The sequence below is a fragment of the Tunturiibacter gelidiferens genome (assembly GCF_014201335.1).
In the GTDB taxonomy this organism is placed as follows: domain Bacteria; phylum Acidobacteriota; class Terriglobia; order Terriglobales; family Acidobacteriaceae; genus Edaphobacter; species Edaphobacter lichenicola_E.
The window spans coordinates 445,368-463,736 of record NZ_JACHEB010000005.1 but is presented as its reverse complement, the minus strand read 5'-3'; the positions used below and the strand labels follow the sequence as shown (position 1 = coordinate 463,736).

Genomic DNA, 18,369 nt, shown 5'->3' with positions numbered 1-18,369 from the left:
TCAGAAGGCTCCGGTGTAGGCGGCTAATGTGTAGTTGATCGCATAGAGGAAGGGATTGTTGAAGCGAATGGGCACGGTTGTAGACTTGCCCGCTGCAAGGCCTGCGGGGATGGTGATGAAGCCTTCATTTTTGGGTACGGTGGGATTGGCCAGGGTAATCGTTTGAGGAAGATTACCGAACCCGATTTGAATGGGGCCTGCGATCGGCGAGGTCGTCGTGTTCGTGACGGTGAGGGTCGCATTGAAGGTGTTGGTGATGCGGCTGAAGATGAAGCCTGTGCTGGTGATCCGAAGCTTGGAGGTGATGTTGGGGAAGGTGAGCAGATCGAACGGAGATGAAGTGCTGGGCTTGTAGTCGGTCGAGCCGGAGTAGTGGGCTGTGAGGGAGTGATCGGTATCGGCCTGGAATGTGATGTTGGTGATGACGGCGGGTTTGATCTGCTGGGTGAGCTCGGCTATGATGCCGGTGTTCACAGCGACGCTGATGTCTTGAGTTGCCGACAGAAAGGCCTGCGTGACGTCGGGCAGGCCGTCGCCGTTGAAGTCGCCGAACGCGAAGGGCTGATTGGACAGGATGGATGTGGATGGATGTGAAGAGGCGAAGGCTCCATAACCGTTGCCGAGGATGATCGTGAGGGCAGGTGGGTCTGAGTTGAATGCGGAGAGGACCAAGGCGTCGGCCTTACCGTCTGCGTTGAAGTCGGCGGCAGCTATCTGGGCGAGCGGTGAGCCGGGGACCGTGATGGTGGGTTCGGCGGTAAAGGTGCCAGATTTGCTGCCGAGGAGGAGGCCGACGGTATTGTCGCTGTTGGCGACGAGGAGATCGGGGAGGCCGTCACCGTTGAAATCGGCTACGTCGAGCGAGTTGACGGTGTGGGGATAGGGGATGGGTGGAAGCGGAGTGAAGGTGTTATCGCCATTGCCTGTGAGGATTTGGATGGGGTTCGATCCGACGTAGAGGTCGGGGATGCCATCGCCGTTGATGTCTCTGAGGACGGGATTGGAACCGGTGTTCACGCCGGGTTGAGTTGCCGCGAAGGTGAAGGTGCCATCGCCGTTTCCGGAGAGGACGGAGGAGAGTCCGTTTCCGACAAGCATGAGGTCAAGGTTGCCATCGCGGTTGAGGTCTCCGGCGAGAAAGGGCGGAGCAGCGCAGGTGGGGACGTTTGCAGCGGTTCCGACGGTGAAGGATCCGTCGCCGTTGCCGAGCATGGGGACGACGACACAATCGAAGGAGTCGGCTATTGCGAGATCGAGAATGCCGTCGTTGTTGAAGTCGCCGGTGATGCCATAGGTCGGGGTGGAGAGAGTGAGTAGCTGGCTCAGCGTGCGGAATGTGCCGTCGCCGTTGCTGAGATAGGTGGTGAGGGTAGTCATGCCGAAGGTTGGGTCACGTTCGTTCATGTCGTAGTTGAAGGCTAGAACGTCGGTGAGGCCGTCATTGTTGAAATCGCCCGTGATGGTTTGGCCAATATCTCCGGGAACGACTGCAGGGATGAATGGTTGTGAGAGCTGCGCTGTGGGTGAAGTTGAGGGAAGGGTGGCTGAGCCGAGGGGGAGCAGGGTTCCGTGGAGGACGGTGTCGTTGAAGGTGACTGTACCTGCGAGTGGGACGATTCCGTAGCCTGCGACGTTCGCGGTAATTTTGTAACGGCCACTGGACTGCGAGGCTGTAACGGGATAAAGGGAGGACTGGGAGAGGCCAGTGACGGTCAGCGTTTGCGTTGCGGAGGCGCTGGGTTCGCGAGGCGTCGCGCTGTGGGGTGTTCCGCGGAAGATGGCCTTGATGGAGTACTTGTTGGGACTGAGGCGTAGAGGGAGGCTGGCCGTTCCTGCCGCCGTGAGCTGGGCGGAGCCGAGGATGGCTGAGTCTTCGCAGTGCGGGGCTTTGGCATTGCAAAAGACGACGACACCAGGGTGGATTGGCCCTCCGGAGGAGGAGACTTTTGCGATTAGGGTGACGGTCTTGGTGGTCGAAATGGTTGCGGAGGGAGAGACGGCGAGAGTGGTTTGAGTTGCGTTGCCGACTTGTGCGTGGAGCGCTGGAACAAAAGCGAGTGTAAGGGCAGAGATGCGAAGGATGAATCGCAAAGTCGATTCCATGAGGACTCCTAGGTTGTGGGAGATTCAAGTGGGAAGCGATCGCGCCTCTCTTTGGAGGGCTGACGCGGGTCAGGAAATTTGTGAAGGGTGCCGGAGCCCGAGTTACGCGTAATGGTTCTTCGTGTCACCCGAACTTTGGGTGCAGTCACGTTAGCACGGAAGCGGTTTGTCTGCACACTGCAGGGTAAAATGTTGTGAGATTAAAGCTGATTGTTGCTCTTCGAGGTTCGGACCAACCCGTAAAACTGCGAGTGTGTTGACAAGTATGGCATCTGAAATGCTGGCGGCCTAAATCAGGCTATAAGCTCTTCCAATTGTCTTTGGTTCATTGCTACCGCAACCCGGTCTTGCCTCCTTCGCATCAACAAATAGATGAACATTCTGAAAGTCGCTGCATGCCTTTTTGTCATTTTCTTTGCAGCTGCTCTTCGAGCGGACGACAAAGCACGCTTCGACCTGGCCGGTCCTACGATCGACATTCGAGTTACACGCGGGACTTCGACGCTCCCCATCGCCCAGGTTCCCAATCTTCAGCCGGGCGACAGGATATGGATCAAAGCTGACCTCCCGCCGAGCCAGTCCAATCACCTGATACTGATCGTTGCATTTCTTCGCGGCACAACGAATGAACCTCCCGACGATTGGTTCACCGAGATCGATACCTGGAACAAGAAAACAGCTGAGGGGACGACCGTCACCGTTCCCAATGGGGCTGAGGATGCCCTTCTGTTTGTGGCGCCTGAAACGGGGGGCGACTTCAAAACGCTTCGCTCCGCTGTCAAAGGCAAGCCCGGTCTGTTTATTCGCGCTGACGCCGATTTAAATGAAGCATCCTTCGAGCAGCAGCGCATCGAACGTTACCTCTCAGCGATGAAGACCTTGCCGCAGGACGATCAGAAGGCTATTGAGGACCACTCGGCAAAGTTAGCAACCACGCTCGCGCTCAAACCGAACGCTGACTGCTTCAAGCAGCCCGTCGATCAACAGGTTATTTGCCTCACCCAGTCCAGTGCCCCTGTGCTCCTAGATGATGGACATGGGCAAAGCATTGCCGAAGCGATCTCCACTGGGCCTTCCTCTGATTTTATCAATGCTGCTTCCTATACACAGCCCGTCGGAGCGGGCCTTTACTCGGCTTACGTCGGGGCAGTTGTTGATCTCGTTCACCTTGTCGGCATGCTACGCACGGCGCAATATCAGTACATTCCCGGTCTAAGCTTTCCGCAAGGATCCGCGCTCAGTCTGAGGCTCAATGCACCGCCTTCCTTTCACAAACCCGAATCGGTCATCGTCATCGGTTTGCCTGCCATTCAAAAGGCCAAGCTACCGCCGCTTCATCCTCATGATCCCAACCAGGTCGCTTGTTTGTTGCAACCAAAGATGACTATCCCTCTGGAAGGCGCACCTCTGGTTTTCTCGAGCAGCTTCGCGCACGGTCTCGTTCTACACCTTAACCGGACCGGCACGCCTACGGATCTGCCATTGACTCCCGATGCGTTCGAAGGCGGACTCGTCGTGACTAAAGAGGAGAAAAGTGATCCGCTGCACGACGCAAACCCTGGAGGCGATAAAGCGCTATCGGTAAAGCCTGACACAAAGATCGGCGCGACGACCGATTTGACCATCACGGGAACGATCCGCGGCTATTGGGGCTTCGATTCCTTTGAAGGCCCGACAATTACGCTCCAGCAGATCAAAGGCAAGGATTGGAAGATCGTCGACAACGCCCAGTTGCTCGCGGGACAGGACAATCACCTAACGACTAAAGCTGACGGAAGTGCGTGCGTCGAGCACATTGCTCTCGCAAGCGATAAGGCGAAAGATGTAGATGTCTCCTTCAAGCCTGCCACAGGCAAGGACGCGAAAGACACGCTTGCTCTAGAGGTCTCGCTAAAAACCGTTCAGCCCGGCGGTTATTCGCTGGCTATCCAACAGTACGGCGACTCGGATAGAGATACCGTTCCGCTTACGGCGTACACCGCCGGTATTCACCTCGATGCTGTCAAAATCCACAGTGGCGATAAGACGGCGGTACTCACTGGCGGCGGTCTTAAGGATGTAGTCTCCGTCGAGATCGATAAACAGATCTTCACTCCAGGAGGCGAAGACAACGACGAGAATACGATGCATCTTCAGGCTGACGCTGGTGTTTCTCCCAGCGACGGTTCCGAAGCCAAAGCCAAGCTGAAGGACGGCCGCACGATGTCGGTCAAGATATCAACCGCAGCCGCGCGTCCAGGGCTGAAGCTGCTTTCATTCAAGGCCGCATCAGCTCCGAAGGATGGCACGTTGCCTGTCAGTTTTGGCAACAAGGATGACATCCTGCTCGAGGGTAAACTCACCTTCGTGGTGCAAACTACTGGCACCTTTCCACGCACACAGACCATCGAAGTCGCTACCGTCGACGGCTCGGTGCACACTACGCTCTCCCTTGCAACGAACAACCTCGTACTACAGGACGACCATACGGCCGTTGCTACGCTAGAGCCCTTGAAAGCGTTCGGTCAATCGGCATTTGGCAAATTACAGATGCGTCCGGTTGCGGAAGACGGTACGCCCGGGAACTGGACGCCTCTTGGTGTTCTTGTCCGCGCGCCGCAGATCACGGCGATCCACTGCACCACTGCAGACGCCCCAACCTGTACTGTAGACGGGAGTAATTTGTTCCTTGTGCAGTCCTTTGACGCAACAAAGGATTTTGCCAAGCCTACCGACGTACCCACTGGCTTCGCGGAAAATAACCTCACTGTTCCGACGCCGGCTGACGGAGCAACGCTTTACTTCAAACTGCGCGATGATCCAACCTCGGTCGCTACTGTCACGCTCCCCACACCCGTACAGAAACCAACCTCTTCTATCACGTCACCTTCTCAGGCTGGGGTACCAGGATCTGAGGCACCCGCGGCTCAGGATGAAACAACGCCACCTTCATCCGAACCTGCGCCCGCGCCCAAACCTAGTCCGTCGACAACTTCTCAGCCAACGACCGGTCCGCCTCAAATCTGAGGGTCAGTGAGGCTCGCTTTCGGTGAAATGGTCCTGGGAAAAAGCGTGGGATTGCAGATATTTTTTCTGGTGGGGATCTGTGGCGTTTTGTTGGGGGTTTTTGCGAAAAGCGGGTGTTTGATCGCGGTTTTTTGGTGGTGTAGATGTGGTGGTTCGGTGGTGAAACGTGGTGTTTTGGCAGTCGCTTTTTGGGCGGCGAAAAATGCGCCACGGTTTGTGACTTTATTTTTGGGGTGCCCGTTTTGGGAAGGCGGAGACTGCTCTCCTGCCGAGTTTGCAGGAATGGGATACCCAATTTAGTTGTGGGTACGTCCCCCTCGAAAGGATGATTGGTTCGCATCTCCTGGGGGGGATGTGGGATCGCGTGTTCTGCGGGACACTGCGGTTGCCGTCGCAAGGGCCATTGGCGCAAAGAAAACCAGATTTGTTAGAGACGAGTTTCACGTTCTATGGACTTGTTTTTGACATCGGAGCAAACTCGTTCGCGCAAGCAGCGAGGACATGGTTTTGTTAGCGCAGAAGTGACGGCCGGCCTGAGTACCACTCAACAAAGGACATATGTTTCGCAGATTTCAATAGATTTCGGAGCTTGCGATGCTCGCTCGTTATCGCCCCTTCACTCGATCACGAAACCCAAGGAGAAGAGATGAACCCAAAGACCGAACTCATTCCAGACGACTCACACGCCTCAACTGAGAACACCTTTGACTCCATCGCACACGTATCGCGGCGTGCCTTTATGACAACCGCGGCTTTAGCGGGAGCAGGGGTGGCAACACTGACGGCCACAGCGCAGACGCGTGAGGAACTACTGGCAGGGCGTCAGGGCGATTACGCCAGTGACGCCGGTCCGGCAAATCAGCCACTGATAGACGAGAACCCCAACTCCCACATGCCACCCTTTACCGACCACGGGAATATGGGCCCGATATGGTATTCCTTCGACCTCGCTTCGCGCCGGGTACAAAACGGTGGCTGGACGGATCAGGTGACGGTTCGTGAGTTGCCTACGAGCAAGAGTATTGCCGGGGTGAGTATGCGCCTCACTGCGAATTCGATTCGTGAGCTGCACTGGCACACGTCGGATGAATGGGCGATCGTACTTACCGGGACGACCCGCATCACCATTCTGCAACCGGACGGCAAGATGTATATCGATGACGTTGGGCCGGGTGATCTTTGGTACTTCCCTGCCGGATTTCCGCATTCGCTGCAGGGGATCGGGCCGCAGGGCACAGAGTTTCTGCTGGTGTTCAACGACGGCGCATTCTCGGAGGCGGATACTTTTCTCATCTCGGAGTCTCTGGTTCACCTTCCGCCGGAGGTGATTCAGAAGAACATGGGCTGGTCGCGCGAGAGCTTCAACATGCTGCCGCAGACGCAACTTTATATCTTTGAGGGTATCCAACCGCCGTCGCTGGAAGAGCAGAAGCGAGCTTTGGGCGATAAGCTCGAGACGGTCAACAAATATACGTACAAGCTGAGTGAGCAGCGCCCGGATCCTGTGAGGGCCGGAGGTAGTGTAAAGATCATCGATGTCGATAAGTTTCCGGTAGCCAAGAAGCTGTGCGCTGCGCAGGTGACGCTGAAGCCGGGTGGCATGCGGGAGGTTCATTGGCATCCCCACTCTGATGAGTGGCAGTACTACATTCATGGCAAAGGGCGCATGACGATTGCCACCACTGGAGCTGCTGCGCGGACGATGGATTTTTCTGCGAACGACGTGGGTTTCGTGCCGATTATGGCTACGCATTACATTGAGAATACGGGGACAGAAGATCTCGTCTTTCTTGAGATGTTAGCTGCCCCTCACTTCATTGATGTCTCGATGAACGCGTGGATCGCTGGCCTTCCGGACAACTTGGCTACAGCTCATACCAAACTACCGTTGAACGTCATACGGTCCGCTCCTCAAACAGCCCTTACAATTCTTCCGAAGTAGTTCTGTGTTTCAAGATGGCTGCTGATTCATTCGGATTGGCGGCCACTTTGTGTGGGTTCGAGGATCGGATTGAGTTTATATATGGCCATCCGCCGTGTAAGCTTGGTGTCTCGTAAAAACAGGAGGTTTCGATGCACTATGCTTCGACGCGCCGGACGTTTCTTGCCAACTCGGCTCTAGGTGCCCTTGCAGCAGGCGTGCCGCTGTTTGGGCAGACTGCTCAACCTGCGGCACCGCAGTCTACAACCACAACCCAATCGCCTGCTCCGACTCCTCCGCCAGCCAAGAGCTCGCCGATGCCGCGAATGGCTCCGCCGTACGATAAGGCGACGATCAACATGATCGGGCGACCGATCTCCGGGTATACGCCACAGATCGGGACGATGGTTTCGATGCTGACGTGGATGGAGACTGCCGTGTTGAGGCCGACTCGCGATCTTACGCAGGAGCAGCTTGATTATCTGTTCGATAAGAATGCCAATACGATTGGTGCGCTGATGCTTCATCTGGCGGCTACTGAGGTTCTCTACCAGAGGATTACGTTTGGAAATGAGAACTTCGATAAGCTTCCGGCGGATTATGAGGCTAAGTGGGGGGCGGCGATGAATCTTGGTGCGGCCGGACGCGCGCAGATCAAGGGGCATGATGTTGCTTACTATCAGGATGCGATTCGTGAGGCGCGGGAAAAGACGTTAGTCGAGTTTGCGAAGAAGGATGATGCGTGGTTCACTACTGCTCTAAAGGAGCCTGGGTGGGGTGGCGGGCCGATAAATAACTTTTGTCTGTGGTTTCACGTTTGCGAGCATATCTCGCACCACGCCGGACAAATTGACTTTTTGATCAAGCGTCTGCCTGGTGCGAAGAATGATGATTCGGCGGGCTGATCTGGGATTGTGAAGTAGAAGGTTCAGGAGGTGGGCGGGGTGACGCGGCTAGCGAGCAGAAGAGCCAGTGCGCCCGTGCTGAGAAGGAGGACGGTTGGGGGCTCGGGGACGGCGGGAGGAGTTGGCGGGGTTGTCTCTGGGGTGATGGTGAGGTAGTAGTAGTCGGGGCCTTTGATGGAGTTAGCGAAGTCGATCAGACGGTAGGAGCCGGTGTCGATGGCGGCGGTGTCGTAGGCGCCGGTGGATGAGACGAAGGAGATGAGTGTGGGACCGGCGAGGTTACCTACTGTGCCGAATTTCAGGCTCTCGCCTGTGCCGCCGATGCCGGTGTAGAAATCGACATCGAAGGTCTGGCCGCCGACTCCGTTGATGGTTCCAGTGGTGCGGGGAGCGGCAACGGTGACGAGGTGGTTTTCTACAGGAAAAGTGAACTCTTGCGGAAGGGTGAAGGTGTAGATGTTGGAGTCGCCGGTGAGGGTGAAGAGATCGGTGGTGTCGGCGCGGGCGGTGCGGGGGAGGATGAGGGCAGAGGCGAGGAGCGGGAGTGCGAAGAGAGCTTTGCGCATGGAGGGGTTCCCTTCTCGGATTGGTGTGAGGTAAGGGTGCGCTCGCTTTGGGGGGGCGTCAAGTGAATTTTGGGTTCGAGCTTGATTCGAATGTCCACTCATGCTTCGCGAACACGAAAGTGTTATGTCCAGCTGAATTTAGTCCGGATACTGTGGAGATCACTGGCGGTTCAGACACCAGAATCCAATCTCACCATTCGGGAAGGCAAATAGGCATGATGGAAGCAAATGTAAATCGCACCTTGATTGGCAAGTCTCTAATCATCAAAGGAGAGGTTACGGGACTGGAGGCTATGCACATCGAAGGCCGCGTTGAAGGTTCAATTGCTCTCCCCGGTCAGACAATTACCGTGGGACGAAACGGCCACACGGCAGCCATGCTGATAGCCAATGAAATTGTGGTGCTTGGACAGGTTTTCGGGAGCTGCGAGGCCAGCGATCACCTTGACATTCGGAGCGAGGGTTCGATGAGTGGGGATGCAATCGTAGCCAGGATCTCGATCGCGGATGGAGCCTTCGTCAAAGGAAATATCGACGTTCGCCGGTCTTGAAGACCTACAAACCAGGAGCCTGGACTATGGCCGCTTCATAGTGATCTGTCTTCTAACCTGATGTAGAGGACTGTTTTAGCGCGCCTTCCCATTCGATTGAGAGGGTCGAATTACTACCGCCTTTCGAGCGCGAGCAGCCGATCTCGCAGATCTGCATCATAGTGGGAAGCAATGGAGAATGCATTCGAAGAACAGCCCTGTGTCTTCGTAGTTGACGACGAAGAGGAGATCGCCAAGATGTTTGCGGTCGTTCTACAGATGAATCTATTCAACGCTATCGCATACTCCGACCCACGAGTGGCGTTCGAGGCGGCGAAGCAGAAGGCACCAGATTATTTGCTGACGGATGTCATGATGCCTGGGATGAATGGAGTGGAGCTTGCGATTGAGGTCAAGGCCGTTGCACCCAATTGTAAAATGTTGATCTTCTCGGGCCAGGAAGATTCAGAGAAGTTGATTGACAAAGCAAAGGAACGGGGGCACGATCTTACTCTCGTGTTAAAGCCAATCCATCCTACGAAGATGGTTGAGCTCATCCGTGGACTATAGTCGTGAAATCGGCGTATACGGGTTGTCCATGAAAAATATTCAAACGTTATCCAGTTGGCGATACACGACCTCTACGCCGGAGTCCGATAGTGGTCAGTGTGCTGGACTTGGATCGAGCTCCAGTGAAGAAATGGCTACCATCGCAGGTATCATGGGATTTGCCCGATCACGGAGTCGTATCATTGCTCGCGCACGACTAGGGATTGAGTAGTTCTTCTATGGAAACTCCAAGCAGGAAGATTGGCCGTGGTGCCGCTCGACGCCGATTCTGGCTGGCGATGGTGGGGTTTGCCATGGCGTTTGTTTTGCTGCCTTTTTCCTACAAAGTTGAGCGGCGGCTAGAGACTACGGTTCACATCGAGGGTGCAGAATCCCAAAAAGTCGAACGGGAACTGGCTCAGCGTTTCCAATCTCCGTATGCCAATCGCTTGGTTCTGGTGATTAGCGGTCTCCCCGATCCCGATTCCGCAAAGAGTGCGGAAGCCCTTGATTTCTTAACCACTTCATTGCGAAGTGTGGCCGGAGTGTCGGGTGCGGTCTCGAGTGTGGATTGGCCAGACCCTCTATTTACCGGAAACAATGGCGGGGCCTTGATCCTTGTGGGGTTGGACCCGCACGGTGAAACTGTCGAAGCGCTAGTTCCGAAGCTTAGGGCGAAGGCAGATTGGATGGAAGGTCAGCTTCGGTCACAGTATCCCGGTCTGAAGCTTCAGATTACGGGTGAGACGCCTATCAATTTCGATCTGCGCAAGGTGAGTGCAGATGACGTGAAGCATGCCGAAGAACGTGCGATGCCAGTGACTCTGCTGCTGCTGTTATTGGCCTTCGGCAGCATCGTGGCGGCGTTCTTGCCTCTGGGAGTTGGCCTTCTCTCTATTTCGATGGCACTAGGTGCGGCTGCGCTGATGGCGCCCCATTGGCACCTATCGATCCTGGTGCAGAATTTGGCGACGATGCTTGGTCTCGGCCTGGGTATCGATTATGCCTTGCTAATGGTGAGCCGGTTTCGCGAGGCATTGTGCGATGGATGTGATCCCGGCTGCGCCGCCGATATTGCCGCATGGCAGGCAGGATGCACATTGGCTATTTCGGCCACGACGGTTGCGATTGGATTTTCAGCGCTCCTCATGGTGCCGATCAGCGAGTTGCGATCGATTGGGATAGCCGGCCTACTCGTGACGGTTTTGAGTGTAATGCTGTGCACGTTCGTGCTGCCGTGGGTGCTTGGCCTGGTGGGGCATCGTATCAATTCAGCCAAGGTATGTCTTCCCTCCAGAGGGCGCAAGGTGTCTAAGGACGTCGCCGCGGCGGATGAGCGATGGGTGCGATGGGGCAGCATGGTAACGCGACGGCCGTGGACGGCTCTGCTTATCGCTGGGATTCCACTATTGATGCTTGCATTCCACGCGCGAAAAATCTCTACCGGGCTTCCAGACCATGACTCGTTCCCTGAGGCGGCCGAGTCGGTACAGGCTCTGCATACGCTGCAGCACATGGGCCGGTCGGGTATCGTGCAATCGCTGCGTGTGATCGTGGAGTTGCCACCGCAGACTCAGCCGATGTCTCCAACTGGGTGGCTTGCCATCAGCCGGTTGACGGCGCACTTCCAAAGCGATCCCAGGGCGCAGGAGGTTTTATCGCTTCCGTCGCTCTCAGGAATGGCTGAAACCGCGGATGCGGTTGAGCAGGTGCCGGAGCCCATCCGCAAGAGTTTTCTGCGCAGCGATGGTCACGCTACCTTGCTTGAGCTACTCCCGAAGGCCGATGTTACGCCCTCGGAGCAGATCCGGTGGGTGCGCGAGGTTCGTTCTTCTGATGTGGCGGCGATCACGGGTGTGCCGGGTGCCGTGTTGCGGGTTGGCGGCGTTCCCGGCCTCGATGCGGACTACGACTCCGTTGTGAAAGAGCGTCTGCCGAAGGTAGTGCTTAGCGTAGTGGTGGGAAGTCTGTTGGCTCTGCTGATCGGACTGCGATCTTTGTTCGCGGCAGTCAAAGCGATTCTGCTGAATTTACTCTCGGTGGGCGCGTCGTTCGGGATGTTGGTCCTTGTCTTTCAGGAGGGCCACGGCAGCAGACTCTTTGGACTGCATGGGCCGACCGGCACCGTGTTCCCGATCGTGCCGATTCTCGCGTTTGCCATCGTCTTCGGATTGAGCATGGATTATGAAGTTTTTCTGGTTGCACGCGTGCTTGAAGAGCGTCGGCGCGGCTTGTCTGAGCAGGCAGCCGTAGTCGAGGGGTTGGCGCGGACGGCTGGGCTGATCACGAGCGCCGGGGCGATCATGATTGCCGTCTTCACCGCGTTCACCATAGGGAGTTTTCTGGTGGTGCAGATGCTGGGCTTTACGCTTGCGGCGGCGGTGTTGATAGACGCTACCGTGGTGCGGATGGTGGTCGGGCCCGCACTGTTGCAGCTGGCCGGCGACTGGAACTGGTGGCCGCTAGGCTTGCATGGCGCTCAAGCTGTGGCTGAAAAGGAGCTTGTCCCCTGAGGGTGCAACATCTCACCCGCTAACTTGGCCTTGTTAGGTTCTGCTCCTGTTATTGAGCTGCGGGTGCCGGACTGGCCGACTGACCAAGATCGAAATCTTTGCTTTTGAGATTTGCCTTTCCTGTTCCCCCTTCGATGACCATCGTCGAAGAACCGGGCTTGCCCTGCAGTTTTGCCTCGACCTGCGACGCAGACCAAACACCGCCGACTTTCCGCAGGCCGAAGTAAGTGAACTCCTTCTGCTGTCCTGTCCCGCGAAGCGTCTTTGTGACGTGTACCGGGTACATGATGGTGCGGTCGATCCAGGACGTCATTGAACCGTAGTAGCTCCGGTCTTGAGGACCGGCGGTGCTCTTAAGGACGAAGCAGTCGCGTGCGCCGTACTTCTCGGCTGGCAAGAGTTCCTGATTCTTCCAGAAGAACTGGTTCTCTACCATGTCTTCATAGGTGAAGTCTGATCCCACGAGTGGGTCGTTCCAATGTTCGAAAGGCACCACGCTCGCGGATTTCTGGCCTGGAAGGAGTGCCTCAACGGTCATGTGCCCGTTCACTGTCATGTGCACAAGAAGGATCGTCTTCGCTGAAGCGGGCCCGGAGATCTCGCATAGCAGGCGCAGCCCATCGGGGAACCAGTGAGCTTTGGCGACAAATTTGTAATTCGTGCGTGTGCCATCGGCGCCCACCTTTGTGATTCGGCCGCTCACGCGGTAGTCCATTGTCTCAACACGCTGACGCGAAGCATTCAGCACCGTTTCCAGATCAGGATTCGCTCCGAAGGCCCGCGACGGATACGCTAAGGACAACAGTGCTAACAAAACTATGGATAGCTGAAAGCGGCGGAGGAAGGTCATGTCTATGTATACAACAAGGTTCCTATAGCGCCCCATCCGTTGCAGGAGCTTCAGCTGACCTTTGGGAAGCAGGAGGTGAGGAAGTCCTCTCTCTGCGCAGGACGTTCAAGGTCCGTTCCAATTCGGCCAACTTGTGTAAACAGTTAGTGATCGTTGAATCGAGCAGTTCGATTCTGCCCTCGATTCGCTCGCACGATAAACAGTCACCAACCCACGCATACAGGACAACCAAGTCTTTTAGACAAAGCGGTTGGAGAACGGCTATTGTCCATCAAAATCAAACCGGCCTTACGATGATTGCTGGCCGAGAAAGACTGGTGCGATGTGGCGCTTATACAGGTTTTCAGTCACGTTCCTGGCGACAACTGCTTCGTTGCTCTCCAATAGGTCGAGGTAACGAGTTCCCATCTTGGCCGCGACCTTGAAACCCACATGCAAAAGCTGACGAAAGCTGCTGTTGTATTGCGACTCGCTGGGGTTGTGACGGAGTGCCATGGTGTATTGCAGCGAGGTCCATCCATTCACTTCGACGGGAGAAGGCAATTTTGCCGGATCGATGTCGATCACCGATGCGTAGGGCGCGCATAGTTCCTCACGGTGGCCGTAAGCTTCGGCATAGACTTCCTTCGCGAGTGCGAGCCCATCGCCATCGGCTTCTGCGAGCCCGATCAGCTCTTCGAGCCAGGTGGTGCCAGCGGTCTTCAGGTGTACGCCTGCATTGAAGCGCTTCATCGTTGCATGGATGGCGGGATAGATCGAGAATTTATCGCTGCCGGAGTGTATGCTCGGCTTGAGATTCACGGGCAGGCGAAAGTGCTCGATGGCATAAGCGATGGCTGCGAAGTCGAGCGCGATCTCTCTCTCAAACTGCTCAACGTTTCCGACGTAATCTACGCCTTTGTTGAAGCGACCGCTGAACTTCGGAGCGATGGTCTGAATCGGAATCTGCTCGTCAGCTATCGCGGCGAGGATAATAAGTAGTTCGACCGGCGTTTGCGCGGAATCGGTCTCATCCATAGAGACTTCCGGGATGAAGTTGTCTGCCCCTTTTGCTTGCGCGATCTTGCGGTAGACCTCGCCGGCTTTTTTTACAGCGGAAAGAAATTTGCTTGCCGTGTTTCGAAGGAGATCCTGCGTAACTTCGAATGTCTCGTCGACGCCTTTCAGGCTAACCGTCCCCAGAAGGTCTGCGTGACGTTTCGCAAAATCTTCCGTGTCGGCGGCTGACGCTGGTTTGCCGATCTCGTCTGCCACGTCGATAGTGTAGAAGTCACACGGGGTGAGGAAACGATCTACAGTTTGAAGAGTGATGTGGTCGGCGTCGCAAAAATAGGGCTTGTCCCAATGGAGCGCCTTCACTGCGGCATCGGCAGCTGCGCGGGTCGCCGTCGGGTCTGAACCAATGATGGTGTGTTCGCGATTCGATTTGTTCCACACCGGAACTATCGCGACCCCGTGATGCGACGCCAAGATGCAGGCCTGCAGCTGCGCCTTTGCCTGGTGCGCAAAGCGGTCGCCCATACCAATCGAATATGGATCCAGCACTTGTCTTTTCATTGGCCTGTCTTACACTTCTTTATGTTACCGCCCACAGCCGACTTGTAAGTGGCTCAAAAGCCGCATGCAAGAAGGTGCCTGAGGAAATGCAGGAGTCATTGTCGCCAACCCACATTCTCTCAGACACCTGTTTCGTCAGAGGTTTGTTAGAACTTCAGTTTGAGCGCCATCTGCAGAATCCGAGGATCGCCAGCAGAGGAGATCTGACCGAAATTGCTGTCTGTTAGTCCGAAATCGGGATTCCCAAAATTCACATTGTTGAAAACGTTGTAGAACTCCGCTCGAAATTCGTAGTTGATCCGTTCCCCTACCTTTCCGGTTTTGAGCAGTGCTAAGTCCGTGGTGAAAAGTCTCGGACCGCGCATAGAATTCTTGCCTATATTTCCGTAGGAGCCGATGGCATTGGGGACAAAATCCGCAGTGTTGAACCACTCGTTGATCAACGCAGCATGGGAGCGCGTGGTACTCAACTTGGTCTGCGAAATGTTTGCCACGGTGATGTCAGGACGATCATTGCCCATGGCACTGAAGGAATTATCATCCTCTGCGAATGAGGTGAACGGAAAACCTGATTGCCAGTTTGTGATGAAGGTCAGGTTCCATCCGTTAACCACCTGGTTCGTGATGCCATTGACTGGAACATGGTGAAAGGCATAAATTCCCGACAATCTAAAGACGTTGCTAGCGTCACCGGCGTCTGGGCCGTAGTCAAGAGAACGGCCGCAGCCGCATGTATTGATGCCGCCGATCCCAAACAAATACTCCTGTCCATTGGGACCGAAGTTATTCAGTGCGTGCGACCACGTATAGTTGGTCTGGAATGAGAGGCCATAGCTCAAGCGCTTCTCCACTTCAATCTGGCCGGCATTGTAGTTACTGATCACTCCGGAGTTGATTGAACCGATAAAGCCAAAGTTCGGATAGAGACGACGTTGCTGAATATTATCCTCCGTCGACTGGCCTGGAATGTAGACCGAGGGATTCAGTTGCAGCAGCCCTGACTCCTGATCTCCGGTACCACCCAGATGAGTTCCTTTGTTTCCCACATATTCCATACGCATGAACCAGTTGGAGGCAAACTGACGTTCGAGCGTGAGGTTATACGAGAGGATCTGCGGAAGCCGGAAGTGCCGATCGAAGATCTCCGTGAAGGAGATGCCCTGAGGGAATGTTGCCGACGGGCCTGGATTGATTGGTCCGAATGATCCTGGAAAAGGATTTGCTATACCCGAGGCGGAGTAAGGATTCGTAAAATTCGTGTTGGTGATATTCACGATTGGCGCAAAAGGAGGAATGCCAACCACATCTTCAAAGGCTACGCCGTTCGGGGCCTGATAGTAATACCCTATTCCACCACGGAGACTGGTCTTGGCATCGGACGTCAACTGATAGGCAAAGCCAAATCGGGGGCCTACATTGCCGAAGTTGTTGTAGATCGAAGATTCCGGGCAGCCAGGATCGTGATTGCTTCCGCCGAAGATCAGACCTGCGGGTGAGTTGGGATAGCGCGACGATTGCGCTCCAGGGACGAAACATCCTACGCGTCCCTCGCTATCGGTGTAAGGAGAGAACGGATCCCAGCGAATACCGGCGCTCACGGTAAGCCGTGAAGTCGCATGCCAGGTGTCCTGAAAGAAGGCACTCCACTCGTTTCCACTGAAGTCCAAATACAGCCCGCCTGCCTGCGTAAAGCTGGATGCAGCTCCAAGCATAAAATCTGAAAGATTGTTTCCGCTCAGATTGCCACCAAAGCTGTAATTGCCGTCCGCCTGGTAGCTATTTCCCATGGGCATGTGAATATGCGACCATTCGCCGCCAACCTGGATCTCATTTTTGCCCCTGACGAAGCTGACGATTTCACGATCGGAAATCTGGCTGCTGTCCCACGTTCCTGTGGCGGGTTGATCTCCCACGATGAACCCGCCAGATACATCGACGTTGAGCGTTGCCGGGAAATTGGTGGGTTGGGCAATATTCGCACCCGCATCCGCAATGCTGAAAGGCGCGGCCGACTGGGTCAGACCGGTCTTGCTGCTCCATCCGAAATAGCTATTGAGAACAAGTGTGGGGGAGATCGTGTAGATGTCGACAACGCTGACGTTCTTCAGTCCCAGCTTCTGCGGGGTTTCTGAATTGCCTTCAAGAATGTTGCTTGTCGGCGGAAGGATGATGGGGATGTTGTAGTTGAGTTGAAAATAGTGTCCGCTGAGATGATGCTTGCCAATGTTGAAGTCGATTTTGGCAAGGTACTCGTCGGTATTCTGGATGGACGGGGCACCGTTGTAAACCAAAAAGTTCGGACCCAACTGCGGGGCGTTGGGAAGAGGAATGTGATTCAGCAAATAGAGCGCCGTCGGATCAAATGCCGCCGGATTGATCTGGTTGTTGCTGTTGAATTGGTAAGGCGAATTCGGGTTGGGGTTCGTCAACACCGTGCCCGGGAGAAGTGCCGAGAAGTCTCCGTTACGCTCAGCCTGGGTTGGTACCTGCGAATTGAGGCCATTGATCGCAGTGTTTTGGCGTGTGCCTTGATAGGAACCAAAATAAAATAGCTTCCCTTTCAAGATAGGTCCGCCGATGGTTCCTCCAAATTGATTTTGCTTCAACGGATTGGGAGAGTCCGCAAAGTAGTTCCTGGCATCCATTGCGTAATTGCGCAGGTACTCAAAGACATCGCCGTGAATCTGATCGGTTCCAGATTTGGTAACAACATTGGCAACTCCGCCGGTGGCGTTTCCGTAGGCGGCGCTCATGTTATCGGTTTGCACATTGAATTCCTGCAGCGCATCCGGACTGGGGAAGGGCAAATTGGCATTGATGTAAAAGTCGTTGTAGTCCACGCCGTCCAACAGGTAGTAAACGCCGTTGGCACCGCCACCATTGACCTTTGCATATTGCTCGCCGGGAAGAATGCCCCCTTCACAACCAACGCCGCAGTTCTGCCCTGTGACATCCACTGCGCCGGGAACAAGAAAGACAAGCTGCTGGGCCTGGCGACCATTCATCGGCAAGCTCTCTATGCTCTTCTGGCCGATAACCTGCGTGATCGCCGCATCGTCCGTGGTCACCTGATTGGAGTTGGCCTCCACAGTGACTTGCTGGGTTATCGCCCCAACCGTGAGGATCACCTTCTGGCTGGCGGCCTGCCCCACAGTCAAGCCAATTCCCTTTTGCACGTAGGTGTTGAAACCAGCAACGCTAACGGTCAACTGGTAATCGCCAATGGGCAAACTCGGAAATAGGTACTCTCCTGCGTCTCCAGTTTTCACTTGCTGCTGATATCCAGTTCCTGTTTGTTCCACAGTCACCGATGCCCCTGGGACTGCCGCGCCGGAGTTGTCCTGAACCGTGCCGCTCAGACGCGCCGTAGTGTATTGGCCAAAGGCCGTAGTGGCCGCTAGCAAAAGAAAGAATAGCGAAGAAAACAGAACAGCTGGTTTGAACCGCACGTCGTTAAAGAGTCGACGCCCTGTATTCGGGCTTTCATCAATGGGTCTCATCCCTGCTGTCCCTCACTCATCTGAAATATTTGGCCTGGTAAGAATGCTAACTAATGCTCGCCCTTGCGAGGATCTAGCCACACAATCTTTGTTTTCATTAGATTGTGAAATGTTTCGATCATGTCTGTTCTTTTACGTTTGATCGGCTGTTAATGTCAAGAAGAAAAACACATTAATCTCGGGTGATCCGTTCAGGGTATGATGCGTTGCCAATTACCCCTTTGTTTCGGCGCGGTGGAGAAGAAGCTGTCCCCCCTTACTTATTTGGCTGAGAGTAGCGCTGCTTAATCCTCCCGACAGCGGCAATGTACCTGCTGAGAAGTAGCGGGCATGCAGGCTTAGCGGTGGCTCCCCCATCCACACCTCCTA

General features: G+C 55.2%; 11 protein-coding genes. 6 read left to right on the top strand and 5 right to left on the bottom strand.

All coding sequences use genetic code 11. The features are described from left to right. Window positions 1-2,103: an FG-GAP repeat domain-containing protein gene (locus HDF14_RS13170; protein WP_183977356.1), complete on the bottom strand. Its 2,103-nt coding sequence runs from the start codon at window positions 2,101-2,103 to the stop codon at window positions 1-3. 372 nt (window positions 2,104-2,475) lie between these two features. Here HDF14_RS13170 and HDF14_RS13165 point away from each other — a divergent pair, with 372 nt between their 5' ends. The 3 genes from HDF14_RS13165 (at window position 2,476) to HDF14_RS13155 (ending at window position 7,935) form a co-directional block, all read left to right on the top strand. Further along, a complete protein-coding gene (locus tag HDF14_RS13165; RefSeq protein ID WP_183977354.1) occupies window positions 2,476-5,109 on the top strand; it encodes a hypothetical protein in 2,634 nt (877 codons plus the stop codon). A 646-nt stretch (window positions 5,110-5,755) separates the two neighbouring features. Then, entirely contained in the window at window positions 5,756-7,051 is a 1,296-nt protein-coding gene (locus HDF14_RS13160; RefSeq protein WP_183977352.1) for a cupin domain-containing protein, read from the top strand. Between the two features lie 131 nt (window positions 7,052-7,182). After that, a complete protein-coding gene (locus HDF14_RS13155) occupies window positions 7,183-7,935 on the top strand; it encodes a DinB family protein (protein ID WP_260698224.1) in 753 nt (250 codons plus the stop codon). 23 nt (window positions 7,936-7,958) lie between these two features. Here the strand turns inward: HDF14_RS13155 and HDF14_RS13150 are convergent, their stop codons facing one another. Continuing rightward, the gene (locus HDF14_RS13150; RefSeq protein ID WP_183977350.1) at window positions 7,959-8,501 is read right to left on the bottom strand and encodes a PEP-CTERM sorting domain-containing protein; all 543 of its coding nucleotides are present in this window, start codon (window positions 8,499-8,501) and stop codon (window positions 7,959-7,961) included. Window positions 8,502-8,716: 215 nt separating this feature from the next. On the opposite strand from HDF14_RS13150, the gene HDF14_RS13145 reads away from it, so the two are divergent. The 3 genes from HDF14_RS13145 to HDF14_RS13135 all read left to right on the top strand — a co-directional run bounded on the left by HDF14_RS13145 (window position 8,717) and on the right by HDF14_RS13135 (window position 12,093). Then, a complete protein-coding gene (locus tag HDF14_RS13145; RefSeq protein WP_183977341.1) occupies window positions 8,717-9,052 on the top strand; it encodes a bactofilin family protein in 336 nt (111 codons plus the stop codon). Window positions 9,053-9,223: 171 nt separating this feature from the next. Further along, window positions 9,224-9,601, top strand: a complete 378-nt coding sequence (locus tag HDF14_RS13140) for a response regulator (protein WP_183977339.1) — start codon at window positions 9,224-9,226, stop codon at window positions 9,599-9,601. A gap of 218 nt (window positions 9,602-9,819) precedes the next feature. Continuing rightward, on the top strand, window positions 9,820-12,093 hold the full coding sequence (locus HDF14_RS13135) for an MMPL family transporter (RefSeq protein WP_183977337.1): 2,274 nt from the start codon (window positions 9,820-9,822) through the stop codon (window positions 12,091-12,093). 49 nt (window positions 12,094-12,142) lie between these two features. On the opposite strand, the gene HDF14_RS13130 is transcribed toward HDF14_RS13135, so the two are convergent. From HDF14_RS13130 to HDF14_RS13120, 3 genes are all read right to left on the bottom strand, one after another. After that, window positions 12,143-12,943 carry an outer membrane lipoprotein-sorting protein gene (locus tag HDF14_RS13130; protein WP_183977335.1) on the bottom strand — a complete coding sequence of 267 codons (801 nt, stop codon included), beginning with the start codon at window positions 12,941-12,943 and terminating at the stop codon, window positions 12,143-12,145. A gap of 288 nt (window positions 12,944-13,231) precedes the next feature. Beyond that, complete coding sequence (locus HDF14_RS13125) at window positions 13,232-14,500, bottom strand: tagaturonate epimerase family protein (RefSeq protein ID WP_183977333.1); 1,269 nt, start codon at window positions 14,498-14,500, stop codon at window positions 13,232-13,234. Window positions 14,501-14,646: 146 nt separating this feature from the next. Next, window positions 14,647-18,000, bottom strand: a complete 3,354-nt coding sequence (locus tag HDF14_RS13120; RefSeq protein WP_183977331.1) for a TonB-dependent receptor — start codon at window positions 17,998-18,000, stop codon at window positions 14,647-14,649. Window positions 18,001-18,369 lie beyond the last annotated feature (369 nt).

Excerpts from the sequence above, each read along its gene's own strand:
- HDF14_RS13170 (WP_183977356.1), bottom strand. The coding sequence starts at position 2,103 with ATGGAATCGACTTTGCGATTCATCCTTCGCATCTCTGCCCTTACACTC.
- HDF14_RS13125 (WP_183977333.1), bottom strand. The coding sequence starts at position 14,500 with ATGAAAAGACAAGTGCTGGATCCATATTCGATTGGTATGGGCGACCGC.
- HDF14_RS13120 (WP_183977331.1), bottom strand. The coding sequence starts at position 18,000 with ATGAGACCCATTGATGAAAGCCCGAATACAGGGCGTCGACTCTTTAAC.
- HDF14_RS13135 (WP_183977337.1), top strand. The coding sequence starts at position 9,820 with ATGGAAACTCCAAGCAGGAAGATTGGCCGTGGTGCCGCTCGACGCCGA.
- HDF14_RS13155 (WP_260698224.1), top strand. The coding sequence starts at position 7,183 with ATGCACTATGCTTCGACGCGCCGGACGTTTCTTGCCAACTCGGCTCTA.
- HDF14_RS13165 (WP_183977354.1), top strand. The coding sequence starts at position 2,476 with ATGAACATTCTGAAAGTCGCTGCATGCCTTTTTGTCATTTTCTTTGCA.
- HDF14_RS13160 (WP_183977352.1), top strand. The coding sequence starts at position 5,756 with ATGAACCCAAAGACCGAACTCATTCCAGACGACTCACACGCCTCAACT.
- HDF14_RS13140 (WP_183977339.1), top strand. The coding sequence starts at position 9,224 with ATGGAGAATGCATTCGAAGAACAGCCCTGTGTCTTCGTAGTTGACGAC.
- HDF14_RS13130 (WP_183977335.1), bottom strand. The coding sequence starts at position 12,943 with ATGACCTTCCTCCGCCGCTTTCAGCTATCCATAGTTTTGTTAGCACTG.
- HDF14_RS13145 (WP_183977341.1), top strand. The coding sequence starts at position 8,717 with ATGATGGAAGCAAATGTAAATCGCACCTTGATTGGCAAGTCTCTAATC.
- HDF14_RS13150 (WP_183977350.1), bottom strand. The coding sequence starts at position 8,501 with ATGCGCAAAGCTCTCTTCGCACTCCCGCTCCTCGCCTCTGCCCTCATC.